The sequence below is a fragment of the Rhodoferax antarcticus ANT.BR genome (assembly GCF_001938565.1).
Classification (GTDB): domain Bacteria; phylum Pseudomonadota; class Gammaproteobacteria; order Burkholderiales; family Burkholderiaceae_C; genus Rhodoferax; species Rhodoferax antarcticus.
This window is the reverse complement of record NZ_MSYM01000013.1, coordinates 512,710-525,284: the sequence shown is the minus strand read 5'-3', so window position 1 is coordinate 525,284 and position 12,575 is coordinate 512,710. Positions and strand designations below refer to the sequence as shown.

At 61.7% G+C, this 12,575-nt stretch carries 13 protein-coding genes and 2 riboswitches; of the genes, 5 read left to right on the top strand and 8 right to left on the bottom strand.

The features are described 5' to 3' along the window. Positions 1-18: 18 nt before the first annotated feature. The 6 genes from BLL52_RS11260 to BLL52_RS11235 are packed head-to-tail and all read right to left on the bottom strand — an operon-like array spanning position 19 to position 6,880. Complete coding sequence (locus BLL52_RS11260) at positions 19-867, bottom strand: ABC transporter ATP-binding protein (RefSeq protein ID WP_241839131.1); 849 nt, start codon at positions 865-867, stop codon at positions 19-21. Then, a complete protein-coding gene (locus BLL52_RS11255) occupies positions 864-1,937 on the bottom strand; it encodes a FecCD family ABC transporter permease (RefSeq protein WP_406681433.1) in 1,074 nt (357 codons plus the stop codon). The genes BLL52_RS11260 and BLL52_RS11255 overlap by 4 nt, the downstream gene beginning before the upstream one ends. Before the next feature lie 2 nt (positions 1,938-1,939). Continuing rightward, positions 1,940-2,818, bottom strand: a complete 879-nt coding sequence (locus tag BLL52_RS11250) for an ABC transporter substrate-binding protein (RefSeq protein ID WP_075586740.1) — start codon at positions 2,816-2,818, stop codon at positions 1,940-1,942. Then, complete coding sequence (locus tag BLL52_RS11245; RefSeq protein WP_075586739.1) at positions 2,815-3,456, bottom strand: bifunctional adenosylcobinamide kinase/adenosylcobinamide-phosphate guanylyltransferase; 642 nt, start codon at positions 3,454-3,456, stop codon at positions 2,815-2,817. Before BLL52_RS11245 ends, BLL52_RS11250 begins: the two co-directional genes overlap by 4 nt. Next, entirely contained in the window at positions 3,453-4,880 is a 1,428-nt protein-coding gene (locus tag BLL52_RS11240) for a cobyrinic acid a,c-diamide synthase CobB (protein WP_075587210.1), read from the bottom strand. The genes BLL52_RS11245 and BLL52_RS11240 overlap by 4 nt, the downstream gene beginning before the upstream one ends. Positions 4,881-4,912: 32 nt before the next feature. Next, on the bottom strand, positions 4,913-6,880 hold the full coding sequence (locus BLL52_RS11235) for a TonB-dependent receptor (RefSeq protein WP_075586738.1): 1,968 nt from the start codon (positions 6,878-6,880) through the stop codon (positions 4,913-4,915). A gap of 78 nt (positions 6,881-6,958) precedes the next feature. Continuing rightward, positions 6,959-7,193, bottom strand: a riboswitch (cobalamin riboswitch). Positions 7,194-7,204: 11 nt separating this feature from the next. Beyond that, positions 7,205-7,391: riboswitch (cobalamin riboswitch) on the top strand. A 45-nt stretch (positions 7,392-7,436) separates the two neighbouring features. Between BLL52_RS11235 and bluB the strand changes: the two genes are divergently transcribed. The 3 genes from bluB to BLL52_RS11220 are packed head-to-tail and all read left to right on the top strand — an operon-like array spanning position 7,437 to position 8,846. Beyond that, positions 7,437-8,219, top strand: a complete 783-nt coding sequence (gene bluB, locus BLL52_RS11230) for a 5,6-dimethylbenzimidazole synthase (protein WP_075586737.1) — start codon at positions 7,437-7,439, stop codon at positions 8,217-8,219. A 49-nt stretch (positions 8,220-8,268) separates the two neighbouring features. After that, positions 8,269-8,526: a DUF904 domain-containing protein gene (locus tag BLL52_RS11225; RefSeq protein WP_075586736.1), complete on the top strand. Its 258-nt coding sequence runs from the start codon at positions 8,269-8,271 to the stop codon at positions 8,524-8,526. Further along, a complete protein-coding gene (locus BLL52_RS11220) occupies positions 8,523-8,846 on the top strand; it encodes a cell division protein ZapA (protein ID WP_075586735.1) in 324 nt (107 codons plus the stop codon). Before BLL52_RS11225 ends, BLL52_RS11220 begins: the two co-directional genes overlap by 4 nt. Positions 8,847-8,872: 26 nt before the next feature. Here BLL52_RS11220 and hslO read toward each other — a convergent pair whose 3' ends face one another. Both hslO and BLL52_RS11210 read right to left on the bottom strand, forming a co-directional pair. Then, positions 8,873-9,859 carry an Hsp33 family molecular chaperone HslO gene (gene hslO, locus BLL52_RS11215; RefSeq protein WP_075586734.1) on the bottom strand — a complete coding sequence of 329 codons (987 nt, stop codon included), beginning with the start codon at positions 9,857-9,859 and terminating at the stop codon, positions 8,873-8,875. Positions 9,860-9,877: 18 nt separating this feature from the next. Continuing rightward, complete coding sequence (locus BLL52_RS11210) at positions 9,878-10,402, bottom strand: gamma carbonic anhydrase family protein (RefSeq protein WP_075586733.1); 525 nt, start codon at positions 10,400-10,402, stop codon at positions 9,878-9,880. A gap of 53 nt (positions 10,403-10,455) precedes the next feature. Between BLL52_RS11210 and BLL52_RS11205 the strand changes: the two genes are divergently transcribed. Then, on the top strand, positions 10,456-11,292 hold the full coding sequence (locus BLL52_RS11205; RefSeq protein WP_075586732.1) for a ferritin-like domain-containing protein: 837 nt from the start codon (positions 10,456-10,458) through the stop codon (positions 11,290-11,292). A gap of 72 nt (positions 11,293-11,364) precedes the next feature. After that, positions 11,365-12,573: an EAL and HDOD domain-containing protein gene (locus BLL52_RS11200; RefSeq protein WP_420852627.1), complete on the top strand. Its 1,209-nt coding sequence runs from the start codon at positions 11,365-11,367 to the stop codon at positions 12,571-12,573. Positions 12,574-12,575 lie beyond the last annotated feature (2 nt).

Below are 12,575 nucleotides of genomic sequence, written 5' to 3'. Positions count from 1 at the left end.
AGCCAAGCTCGGGTGTCGTCAGTCTTCAACCCCGCACGACGCAAGCCCACCGGCAATGTCGGCGTGATTGAACGCGGGTTGAAGGGCATCAGCACGCGGCAAAGCCACCCATTGATCCTCGATCGGATACACGCGAATGCGGTGATCAAACACCGACTCCAGCGCCTGATGGGTGGCGGGGTCGGCACACCCGCCCTGATGCGTGATTCGGCCGTCCGCCATGATAAGCATTTCGTCCGCATGCAGCGCCATCGATATCTCGTGCAGCACACTGACGACGGTGGTGTTGGTCTCAAGTAGACAGCGCACCACGCCCAGCCAGTCCGCCTGGTGCGGCGGGTCCAAATTGGCCAAGGGTTCGTCCATCAGCAGCACCTGCGCCTGCACCGCCAGCGCGCGCGCCAGCAGCACCCGTTGGCGCTCGCCGCCCGAGAGTTGGCCCAGACTGCGCCGACGCCACTCCCAGGCGTGGGTGGCTTTGAGCGCCGTCTCGGTGGCTACCAGATCCTGCGGGCTGGGCCCAGCCAACCAGGCCTGATGCGGCAGGCGGCCCAGCAGCGCCACATCCCACACGGTCAGGTCGTCGCCAGAAGATTCGTTTTGGCCCAGCCAGGCGAGCTGGCGTGCGCGCGCGCGGTGCGCCAGGCTGTGCAGGTCATGGCCCAGCAACTGGATGCTGCCGGTGTGCGGCATCAACCCGGCCAGCACTTTGAGCAGCGTCGATTTACCGGCGCCATTGGGCCCGACAACGCTGGTCCAGCGGCCCCGCGGCAAGCGCATGGAGATGTCGTGCAGTATCTCGATATTTCCGAGGCTAGCCCTTATGTGGCTTGCCTCAATAGCTATAGAAGATGCAGCATTGATCACTGGCCGCCTCCGGTAAAGCCGCACGTGTTGCGACGCATCAGCCACAGCAGGTAGCCGCCGCCCAGGACGGCGGTGAGAACGCCCACCGGCAGTTCTTGCGGTGCAATCAGCCAGCGCGCCAGCGTGTCGGCGGCCATCAGTAAGGCGCCGCCCATCAGGCTGGCCAGCAGCATCAGCGAGCCGTGGGTGGTTTTGATGACCGAGCGCACTAGGTGCGGCGCGGCCAGACCGACAAAAGCAATCAGCCCGGTCTGCGCCACCGCCGTGCCTGTGGCCAGCGCCAGCACCGCCACCAGCGCCACGCGCAGACTGCCCAGCGGCAACCCCAGACTTTGCGCGGTGGCCTCGCCCAGGCTCAAGCCGTCCAGCACCCGTCCGAGCAAACCAGCAGCCAGCACACACACCACCCACACGCCCGCCATCAGTGCCAAGGCGATCCAGCCGACGAACGCTGTGGAGCCGAGCATGAAAGCCTGCATGGCCTGCATCGATTCGGGCGAAAACAGCAGCACCAGTTGCGTGGCCGCCCCCAGCACCACGCCCACCACCACACCGGCCAGCAGTAGACGCAGCGTGTGCTGAACCCCGCGCGAGAGCGCCAGTGTGAGCAATACCGCCAGCACCGCACCAACAAACGCCGCACCCGTCAGCCCCAGACGCACCAGCACACTGCCGGAGAACACGCTCACCGCCGCCCCGCCACTCATCATGTTGCTACCCAGCATGCCCCCGCCGCCGCCCAGCACCGCCAGCACCAGCGCCACACCCAGCGCCGCGCCGGAGGCGCTACCCAGCAGATATGGGTCAGCCAAAGGGTTGCGAAACAAGCCCTGCGCCACCGCACCGGCCAGCCCCAGCAGGGCCCCAGCAGCCCAGGCGCCAAGGGTGCGCGGCAGGCGAATATGGCCCACAATTTGCTGCGCCATGGCGGTGGCAGAAGGGTCTGGCGCAGGATGCAGCAGCGGCGTCAGCAGGTTCTCAAACCCGGTGCTGCCCACGCTTACGCCCAGGCCGATGAGTGCCAGGCTCAACAGCACCAGCGACCAAACGACAAAAGATACGCTGCGCAGCGTCAAAGTGGGGGCCGTGCTGTGGGCGTTTTGCGCACCTGATCCGTCAGGCACTGCGCCATCAGCCGGGCGCCTTCGGCCATGCGTGGCCCTGGGCGCACCAGGCTATCGGCATCATGGTTGGCGAAGATGCACACGCGGTTTTCACGCAACGCACGCATGCCCTGCCAGCCCGGGCGCTGCGCCATACCGGTGGCGCTTCGCTCACTCACCATGATCAGGTCAGGGTCAGCACGCACTATGAATTCGGGATTCAGCTTGGGGAACGGCCCCAATTTGCCCGGCACGATATTCTTCACACCCAGGCGGGTCAGCGTCTCGCCGATGAATGACGATTCGCTCGCAGCATATGGCCCCTGACTAACCTCAAAATACACCCGTGTGCCCTTGACCGAGGCTGGTATCGACTCCGCCGCCGCCGCCACGGCGACATCAATGGCGCGCCAGATCTTGGCCGCGTCCGCCACCGCCAACACCTCGCCAATCTTCAAAACAACGCGCTGCACATCGGCGTGGGTTTTGGGCTCCAGCGCCACCACCTTGATACCCAGGGCACGCAGCCGGTCGCTGGCGCGCGACGAGGTGATCAGCAACACCACATCTGGGCGCAGCGCCACGATGGCCTCAATGTTGGGGTCCAGCCCGCCCCCGACCTTGGGCACTTTTTGCAAACTGGCGGGGTAGTCGGTGTAGCGATCCACTCCCACCAAGCGCACGCAGGCGCCCAGCTCACATACCGTCTCAGCCAGCGACGGCAGCAGGCTCACCACGCGCTGCGGCGGTTGGGCGAAGCTGACGCTCACACCCCGGTCGTCAACCACGTCGTAAGCCTGCACCGCCGACGCAAGGCAGATCAAACCAGCAAAAAACCATGCTTTCATGACACATCCTTCAAAGTCAGCGCCAGCCCGGCGGCCATCAGCGTCACCCGTTGGCAGGCACCGGCCACACTCTGATTGAGCAGGCCCAGCGCGTCGACAAAAGCGCGCACCTCGCGCCCCATCGGAATCACGCCCAGACCAATCTCGTTGCCCACCAGCACCAGCGGCCCCGGCGTCTGCCGAATTGCTTCCAAAAGTAGAGCTTCTCGCGCTTGATGCATAAGGGCTAGAGACTGTTTTTTCATATAACTTGCGGGGGAATCAGGATCATCGTCCACGACCGCTGTGTAGGCACCTGACTGCACATCAAACGGCATCAGGCTGTTGGTCAGCCACAGGGTCAGGCAGTCCACCACAATCAGTGTCTGCGGGTTGCTGTGCGCCTGAATCGACTCGGCCAGCAGCAAAGGCTCTTCCACCGTGGTCATGCCCGGCACCCGCTCAGCGCGGTCCACCTGATGCCGCGTAATGCGCTGCTGCATCTCGCCGTCCCAGGCTTGGGCGGTGGCGATCATCACCGCTTTGTGGACTGCGCTTTGCGCCAACCAGTCGCGCGCCAGCAACTCGGCGCGGCGTGACTTACCGCTTTTCTGTCCGCCCAAAAGGAGTTCACTGCGGGCGATGTTGACGGGGTTCATAAGCCTTGTGCCTGCGTGGGAGTGGGTCGCGTAAACAGCTCTACCACCGCTTTTGGGCACGACGCAAACCAGGCATGGAAGTAACTGGCGCGCACACTGCCCTGTTGCCACAGCGCTTCGCCCGCGTCGGGCATCGGATCCGTGTCCGGGCGCGCGGTGCGCGCCACCGGCTGCAGCGGGGAATTGGTGGTGGAGTAATGAAAGGTGTGGCCGCGCAACGTGCCGCTGGCCAAGCTGAGCTGCTGCGGGCCCAGCGCCGCAAGACGTTTACCCATGGTGACGATACCGGGCAACAGGCCCCACTGGGCGAAGCGTTCACCGTCGGACGTGATCAGCATGTCAAACAGCGCCATCATGCCGCCGCACTCGGCCCACACCGGTTTACCCACGGCAATGTGCGCCGCCAGACTGTCGCGCATCCCAGTGTTGGCCGCGATGGTTGACGCGTGCAGTTCCGGGTAGCCACCCGGAAGCCACACGGCGTCACAGGCCGGCAGCGCAGAGTCTGCCAGCGAAGAAAAGAAGACCAGCTGCGCACCCAGATCGCGCAGGCAGTCGAGGTTGGCGTCGTAGATAAAACAGAACGCGGCATCGCGCGCCACGGCGATGGTTTGGCCGTGCAGCGACCTGCGGCGAGGTGGCAGCGTGCTCTGCTGCGTGTCCCCCGCCCGCTTTGCGGGCTCCTCCTTGACCTGCGCAGAGCACGCTGCCACCTCGCCTTTTGGCATAGCCACTGCGTCGTCAAAGTCCACAGCCCAGCGCTGCAAATCTGACAGCGTCATTTGCCCCAAGGGCGTGGCCTGCAGGGCATCTGCTGCTGCATCCAGCCGCGCCAGTGCGTCACCCACCTCGCTGGCCACAGTCAGGCCCAAATGCCGCTCGGGCAGCGTCAAGGCGTCGCTGCGCATGACCGCGCCCAGCCAATGTTCAGGCTCGCGCACGCTGCTTTTGAGCATGCCTGCATGTCGCTCGCTGGCCACGCAGTTGGCCAGCACCCCAGCCCAGAGCAACCCTGGGCGGTAGTTCTGCAGCCCAAAGGCCAACGCACCAAAGGTGCCTGCCATCGAACCGGTATTGATCACTGCCATCACCGGCAAGCCAAAGCGCTGCGCCAGATCAGCCGCACTAGGCGTGCCGTCAAACAGGCCCATAACCCCTTCCACAATGATCAGGTCCGCCTCACGTGCCGCTGCGGCTAGGCGGGCACGGCAATCGGCCTCGCCATTCATCCATAGATCCAGCTGATACACCGGCGCACCGCTGGCCAACGCATGCCAGTACGGGTCCAGAAAATCTGGCCCGCATTTGAACACCCGCACTTTTCTGCCGATGCGTGTGTGCAGCCGCGCCAAGGCAGACACCACGGTGGTCTTGCCCTGGCCAGAGGCCGGGGCGGCAACGAGGATGGCGGGGCAGGTGGTCATGGTGGTCAATGGTTCTGATTCAAGCCAGCGCATCAGAACTTGACACGCAAAGCCCCGGCAAACGCCCTGCCGGCTTCTGGATAAATGCTAGTGGCACCCCCACCAGAGGCGCAATCATATGCAAGGGTGAAATACTTTTTATCAAACAAATTGCTGATTCCCAACGACAGCTCCACATTGCCCATCTGGTAGGCGTAGCGCGCATCGGCCGTCGCATAGGCAGGCACCTTGCAGGTATTGTTGAAATCCACGTGTTGATCCGACACCCAGACCACGCCCGCATTGACTGAATGAGCAGGCAAGGGCTGCCAGTTGGCACGGACCGCCACTGTGGTACCAGCCACCAGCGGCACCGTCTTGCCATTGTGGGCACCTTCGGTGAACTTGGCTTCACGGATGCCCAGATTGCCCTGCAGAGCTAACGTTTTGCTCAGGCTATAGTGCGTCTCCAGTTCAAACCCCTGACGCAACGTGGGGTCGAAATTGACATTGGCGCCCAATCCATTCCATGAATTGGCGTTGGCCACGGTCGGGTCATACCCCAGCTCGTTGTTCAATTTGTAGCGGTAATAGCGCAACTCCACTCGGCCAGCTTCGTAGGTCCAGCGGCTACCCATCTCAAAATCACGTGATGTTTGCGGTTGCAGCACAGCACCAGGCAGAGCGTATAAGGGGTATAGCTCATCCATATTGGCCAGTCGGAAGCTGGTACCAATTCGGCCAAATACAGACCATGTTTTTGACAATGACTGAGTCAGACCCAACTCCCAGGCGGTTTGTCGCTGGTCAGTGTCCACTCCGCTACCACGATCATCGGTCTGCGAAATATTTTCCGAACGGTAGCCAACCGAAACACGCGTACCGCCAGCCAGAGTCAGATCGTCCTGAGCATACAGGCCATGAGACTTTTGCTCAGAAACCCCTGCAGGTTGATTTTTTTTCCAATCGGTTTGATCTCGACCAAATGTGATTGCGTTGCGTGCTGAACCCCAAGTGGATTCGTGTTTGGCGCGCACAGCCAGCGTATTGGCATCGACGTCATAGCCAGAAGCGCTTCCGCTGTACATGCTATCAAGTGACTTGCTGCGCTGTCCCACATCCAGAGCGAGCTGCCAAGCACCCACATCAGCTTGTGCAAACACGGTCTTGCGCGTGTTGACGATATTGCCATGATTGTTTGAGTATTTAGTTTGAACTGGGTTTGCCTGGTAATCCGCCGCTGAAAGAGGGCCAGGCAGGCCAGCGTCAAGCGTGTCATGCGCGTAGCTCGCCCCAAGGCGCAGCCAGTCGTTGCTCCACTGAGCTGTCGCGGCACTACCGTCTGCCGAGGACTTGAAGTTGTCGCGGTGATTGTCCGTATCACGCTGGTTACCGGAAACGTCGAGCGAAAAACCACCAGTTGCCAGCGTGGCACCAGCTCGAAATTCACGCAGACCGTAAGTGCCTACCGCGGTGTACAGGTTGGCTTGGTTGCTGCGTTCTGATCCAGCACCAGCCTTCGTCGTGATCACAATCACGCCCCCAGTCGCACCTTCGCCGTACAACACCGCGCCGCTACCGCGTATCACCTCAATTTTTTCGATGGAGTCAATTGCAATGCCCGACAACCGAGCGCCACTCAAATCCGACTCGTTGAGTCTGATGCCATCCAGTACAACGACCTGGTTGCTGCTTGCAGTCGTACCAAAGCCACGCAAGTCCAAACCGTAATCGCCACTACCGTATAAATCCGTCCGTCCTGGAACGCCCAACAATTTGACGAGTGCATCGTTCACGGTGGTCGCCCCTGTCCGCTGAATATCTGCCTGGGTGATGACGCTTACACCAAACGGAAGAACATCGGCAGACACCGGGAATCGCGTCGCCGTCACCACCACTTCCCCCAGCGTGCCTGCGGCCTGGCCCTGGGCCAAAACCGGAAAAGTCGCAAAAACAGCCAGCGCAGACGCGCACAAGCGCACAGGTGCGCGGTGGCACACGGAAAAAACAAAAGAAGTCATGGTTGAAAAAGCCAAAAAAAAGCCCTCACCATCGTCCCCGACAGTGCTTGAGCGTCACGGCTGCACACTTTTTAAGTGCGTGCAACCACCGCGTTGGCCGGTATCCGGGCTGATGGAGCAAACCGCCATCACCTTCCCAAATGTGTTTGAAACATTCAGTGGTCTTGATGGCAGCGGAACCCAAAAGGGTTCGTCCACTTACCGTTGCGGGGGCAGCGCAGGTTAGGTTCGCCTTGCATGGCTCACCCTCCTGCTTCCCGTTGAACTGCGATGTGTGAACCACAGCGCGAGCACCAACGCGAAGAATTCTAACGTTGTGCTCGGCTATCATCGCCGCCTTCAGGTGCCCGTGACCGCCAGGTTTCGGGAGAATCGGGAAGGCGGTGCAAGTCCGCCACGTGCCCAACGCTGTAAGGATGATGAACCATGTGTATGCCACTGGCGCAAGCTGGGAAGGCGCAGGATTCAAGCGACTCCAAGTCAGAAGACCGGCCTGAAACATCACACGCTGCACGGCCAGGCAGCGCCATATGTTTCAACCAGACAGGGGAATGTCATGAAATCAATGCCAGCATCAGTTGCCCAAGACCCACACGCCTTCACCAGCGAAGCCCGCGACGCGGTTTACCAGGCCATTTTTATGCGCCGCGATGTGCGGGGCCAGTTTTTGCCCAAACCTATACCCGACGAGGTACTGAGCCGCTTGCTCACTGCCGCCCACCATGCGCCGTCGGTGGGCTTCATGCAGCCGTGGAATTTTTTGGTGGTGAAGTCCGATGCCGTCAAACACCGGGTGCATGACGCCTTTGCTGTGGCGCATGCACAGGCGGCAGAAATGTTTGAGGGCGACCAACGCGCCACCTACAAGACGCTAAAGCTTGAAGGCATTGTGGAGTCGCCGGTGGGCATCGTCATCACCTGTGACCGCTCGCGCACCGGGCCAGTGGTGATCGGGCGCACCCACATCAAAACCATGGACCTTTACAGCAGCGTGTGTGCGGTGCAAAACCTGTGGCTGGCCGCGCGTGCTGAAGGCCTGGGCGTGGGCTGGGTCAGCATTTTCAACGAGGCGGCGCTGCAGAATGCGCTGAGTATCCCTGAGCACATCACACCGATCGCCTACCTGTGCGTGGGCTATGTCAGCCATTTCAAAGACAAGCCAGAGCTGGAAACCGCTGGCTGGTTGCCACGCATGCCGATTCAGGACTTGCTGTACTTCGACACCTGGGGCCAGCGCGACGATCAGCAGCCGCTGGTGGGACACCTGCAGCGCGATGCGGCTGCGGCGGTGGAATGCGGCGTCAGAGCCACATTGCCGACCGCCGCCGTCGGTACTTGAAGGGCGACTCTGGCCCGGTCAGGTTCTTCCAACCCTACAATGCCGATCTATGCCGGACTCCTTACAAATCGACCAGATCGCCGAGCGTGTTGAGCGCCTGCTGGTGCGCTATGAAGAGCTCATGCGCACCAACACGCTGCTCAACCAGCAAACGGATGCCCTCACCCAAGAGCGCGATTCGCTCAAAAGCCGCCTGGGCGCGGCGCGGGCTCGGGTAGATGCCCTGCTGGAGCGACTGCCCGGTGAGCCTGGCACCAGCAGCGTCAAACCCGCTTTCAAAACGGTCTCTTCGCGGGGTGATGCATGAAGCAGCTTGAAGTGCAAATCATGGGTCAAAGCTATCTGCTGGGCTGCCCTGACGGCGGCGACGCCCGGCTGCTGGACGCCGTGGAGCGGGTCGATACCGCCATGTGCAAGATTCGCGAAGGCGGCAAGGTGCGTGCCCGTGACCGCATTGCGGTGCTGGCCGCACTGAACTTAGCGTTTGATTTGAGCGACCAGGGCAAACCTCAAGCCCAGCCTGCTGCTGCTGCCGGGCCAAGCCTGCCTGGCGAGCCTTCGGAAAAACTCGGCGCCTTGCTGGCCCGCCTGGACGACGCCCTGAACCGCGACGACCGGTTGCTGTAGGCCCTCATCCGATTGCGTCCCCAAATTTAATGTACTGCCCCGGGAACGGGTGGGAGCTGGTCTGGCTGGCGAAAAATTTGCGCCACATCCACCGCATCGAACCGGTACTGTTTGCCGCAAAAATCACAACCCACCTCAATGTCCGGGCGCTCCAGCAGAATGCTTTGTGCCTCTTCCACACCCAAGCTCACCAGCATGCGGGTCACGCGCTCGCGGCTGCAGGTGCATGAAAAATGCGGGCCGTTATCGCCCTGCAGTGGCGCAAAACGCAGCACATTTTCGTCCCAGAACAGGCGGTGCAGGATGCTGTCGGCATCCAGGCCCAGCAGTTCCTCGCGCTTCAGGCTCGATGCCAGCATGGCAATGCGCTTGTAGTCTTCGTTGCGACCAATCTCGTCCTCATGCGCGTAGGCCGAGCCACCGTCCAGATTGCCAGCGCCTTGCATCGGCAGGCGTTGGATCAGCAGCCCGCAAGCGACCTGCTCATTCGCGGCCAGCACCAATGTGGTGTCGAGCTGCTCGCTTTGCAGCATGTAGTGCTGCAGCACGTCGCTGAACTTTTCCAGCTTTTCGCGCTGGTCGCCAAAGAGCGGCACAACGCCCTGATACGGCTGCTGGCCGGGCTGTCGGTTTTGCGGATCCAGGGTGATGGCGCAGCGGCCTTCGTTGCCGACGTTGACCATCTGGCTCAGGGTGGCGGCATCATTCAGCGTGCCATTCAGGGTGGCGGTGGCGCGTAGGCCATAGCCAGGTTGCACTTCCACCACCGCCAGCTTGACCGGCCCATCGCCAAAAATCTGCAGCACCAGCGCCCCGTCAAACTTGATGTTGGACTGCATCAGCACCGCCGCAGCGGTCATTTCACCCAGCAAATTTTGCAGCGGCTCGGGGTAGGCGCCCTGGGTGGTGTTGGCCGCACGGCGGCTCAGAACTTCGCGCCAGGCGTCGGTCAGGCGCACCAGCACGCCGCGTACCGGCAGGCCGTCGAAGAGGAATTTGTGGATTTCTGACAAGTCAAGTTCCCCGTTGGTTCAGGCTATTTTGTGCAGCGTCGCTTTAGCACGCTGCGCATTGGCCACATAGTGATCTGCGCTCTGGCGCAAGCCCTGCAATTGCTCGGGCGTGAGGCTGCGCACCACTCTTGCCGGGCTGCCGATGATCATCGTGCCATCCGCAAACTCTTTGCCTTCTGTGACTAGCGCGCCAGCACCCACCAGACAACCCTTGCCGATCTTGGCACCGTTAAGCACCACCGCACCGATGCCAATCAGGCTGTCGTCACCCACAGTGCAGCCGTGCAACATGGCCTTGTGACCCACCGTAACGCCCGCACCAATGCTCAAAGGCATGCCGACGTCGGCGTGCAGCACGCTCAGATCCTGAATATTGGTGCGCGCGCCAATGCGAATCTGCGCTGTGTCGCCGCGCGCCACCACGCCAAACCAGATGCCCACCTCAGCGCCCAGCACCACATCACCGATCACCTCGGCGCTGTCAGCCACCCAGGCTGAATCTGCCACCGTGGGGCTGACGCCGTCCATTTCATAGATTGCCATGATGATTTTCTGAGTTCAAGTTGCCTAGAATTGTAGGGATTGACACGCCCGCCATGACATCCACCCACCCCAACAACCCGCAAGACGCCACACAGACATCTTTGCGCGTACATGCACTGCAACTGCTGTTGCTGGGTAACACGCAGCAAAAGGCTGAAGCTGTCAGGGCACTTCCCGCCAACGGTCTGGAGGTTGACCCGGCCCAGAGGTTGGTTGAGCCCGCGGGCGTTCCCGGTCGGCCCAAGCGCCCCACGCTGGTGCAGCCCGCCGCGCTCAAGCACCGCTCAGTTGGCACGACTCAGGGCCATGCCAGCCTGATCCATGCGTTGACCCATATCGAGGCGAACGCCATCAACCTGGCGCTGGATGCTGTCTGGCGCTTTGCTGATATGCCGCAGGCGTATTACCGCGACTGGTGGCAAGTGGCGGTAGAAGAAGCCTTGCACTTTCAGCTGCTGCAAGACCACCTGCACACCCTAGGCCACGCCTACGGCGACTTTCCCGCGCACGATGGCTTGTGGGACATGGCTTTTCGAACCCAAGCTGACTTGCTGGCGCGTTTGGCGCTGGTGCCGCGCACCCTGGAGGCACGCGGGTTGGACGCCACCCCGGCCATTCGGACCAAACTGATCTCAATAGGCGACAAATCCGGTGCGGCCATTCTCGACATCATCCTGCGTGACGAAATTGGCCACGTGGCCACCGGCAACCGCTGGTACGCGGCCGTGTGCAGCCAGCGCGGCCTGGACCCGGTCAGCACCTACGCCGAGCTGGCCCGAAAACACTCGGCACCGGTGCTCAAGGGGCCATTTAACTTAGCCGCACGGCGGGCTGCTGGCTTTACCGATACCGAGCTGGCCGCGTTGTGTGGTACACCTGCCATTGCCTGAAGCGCCCCATTTCCCTGAAGGCTCCACATGTCAACGTCACTCCAACGACCCGATCTAACCCCGAGCTCCACCATGGCGATTGCCCGACAACCCATTCTGGATGCCAAACGCCATGTGTTTGGTTACGAGCTGTTTGACCGATCTCTGGAAAACAAGGCCTATTCAGCAGCCAGCGATGCCGCGCTGCTGTTTAACCTGCTGTCTAACGCCGACAGCGAGATGCGCAACACCACCAAGACCATTTTCATTAACTGCACCCATCAGACGCTGGCAGCCGGTCACCTGGAACTCATTGAGCCCGACCGAATGGTGCTGGAGATTCCGCCCATGCCCGCGGCCCAGTCCGAGCCGGAAGACATCGAGACGTTTCTGCAGACCATGATCAGCGTGCACAAACGTGGCTTCAGGCTGGCGTTTGACGAGTCGGTGATGGCCGAGGCCTATGCCAACTGGCTACCCCTGGCGTCGTTCGTCAAGGCCGATGTCACCCAGGTATCTGCGTGTGAGCTCAAGGCCATCGCCACTGCGCTGGCAGACCAACCGGGCATTCAACTCGTCGCCGAAAAAATTGAAACCCAGGCAGACTTTGAAGCCGCGCGGCTGGCGGGCGCCAAGCTGTTCCAGGGTTATTGGTTTGCCCGCCCGGTGCTGGTCAAGGGTCAGACCATTCGCCCGGCGCAAGCGGCCATCATTCACCTGATCAACCTGGTGCGCAAGCAGGCCAGCACCAATGAGATTGAAGAGGTTTTCAAGCACGACCCGACCCTGTCTTTCAACCTGCTGCGCTTCATCAACTCGGCGGGTTTTGGGCTGAGCTGTGAAATCACTTCGTTTCGGCACGCGGTAATGCTGCTGGGCCTGAAAAAGCTATTTCGCTGGGCGGCGCTGCTGATGACCACCTCCGGCGCTGCAGGCGCCTCCCCCGCGGTGGGCCACGCCGCCGTGGTGCGCGGGCGGCTGATGGAGCTGCTGGCTGCTCAATTGCTGTCACCCGAGGAGTGTGACAACGCTTTTGTGGTGGGCATCTTCTCGCTGTTGGACACCATGCTGGGCCTGCCACTGGCCGAGGCGCTGGAGTCCATCTCGTTGCCGCAGTCGGTGACGGACGCACTGCTGCGCCGCACCGGCGTGCTGTCACCTTTCCTGCAGCTCACGCTGGCCTGCGAAAACGCCGACGACCGCTTGTTTGCCGAAGCCGCCACCGCCCTGCAGCTGACTGGCGATCAGGTCAACATGGCGCATCTGCAAGCGCTGGTCTGGGCCGAAAACATCACCGCCTGAAC

Bases quoted from the DNA above. Each gene is read 5' to 3' on its own strand.
- BLL52_RS11250 (WP_075586740.1), bottom strand. From the start codon at position 2,818: ATGAAAGCATGGTTTTTTGCTGGTTTGATCTGCCTTGCGTCGGCGGTG.
- BLL52_RS11245 (WP_075586739.1), bottom strand. From the start codon at position 3,456: ATGAACCCCGTCAACATCGCCCGCAGTGAACTCCTTTTGGGCGGACAG.
- BLL52_RS11240 (WP_075587210.1), bottom strand. From the start codon at position 4,880: ATGACCACCTGCCCCGCCATCCTCGTTGCCGCCCCGGCCTCTGGCCAG.
- BLL52_RS11235 (WP_075586738.1), bottom strand. From the start codon at position 6,880: ATGACTTCTTTTGTTTTTTCCGTGTGCCACCGCGCACCTGTGCGCTTG.
- bluB (WP_075586737.1), top strand. From the start codon at position 7,437: ATGAAATCAATGCCAGCATCAGTTGCCCAAGACCCACACGCCTTCACC.
- BLL52_RS11225 (WP_075586736.1), top strand. From the start codon at position 8,269: ATGCCGGACTCCTTACAAATCGACCAGATCGCCGAGCGTGTTGAGCGC.
- BLL52_RS11220 (WP_075586735.1), top strand. From the start codon at position 8,523: ATGAAGCAGCTTGAAGTGCAAATCATGGGTCAAAGCTATCTGCTGGGC.
- BLL52_RS11210 (WP_075586733.1), bottom strand. From the start codon at position 10,402: ATGGCAATCTATGAAATGGACGGCGTCAGCCCCACGGTGGCAGATTCA.
- BLL52_RS11205 (WP_075586732.1), top strand. From the start codon at position 10,456: ATGACATCCACCCACCCCAACAACCCGCAAGACGCCACACAGACATCT.
- BLL52_RS11200 (WP_420852627.1), top strand. From the start codon at position 11,365: ATGGCGATTGCCCGACAACCCATTCTGGATGCCAAACGCCATGTGTTT.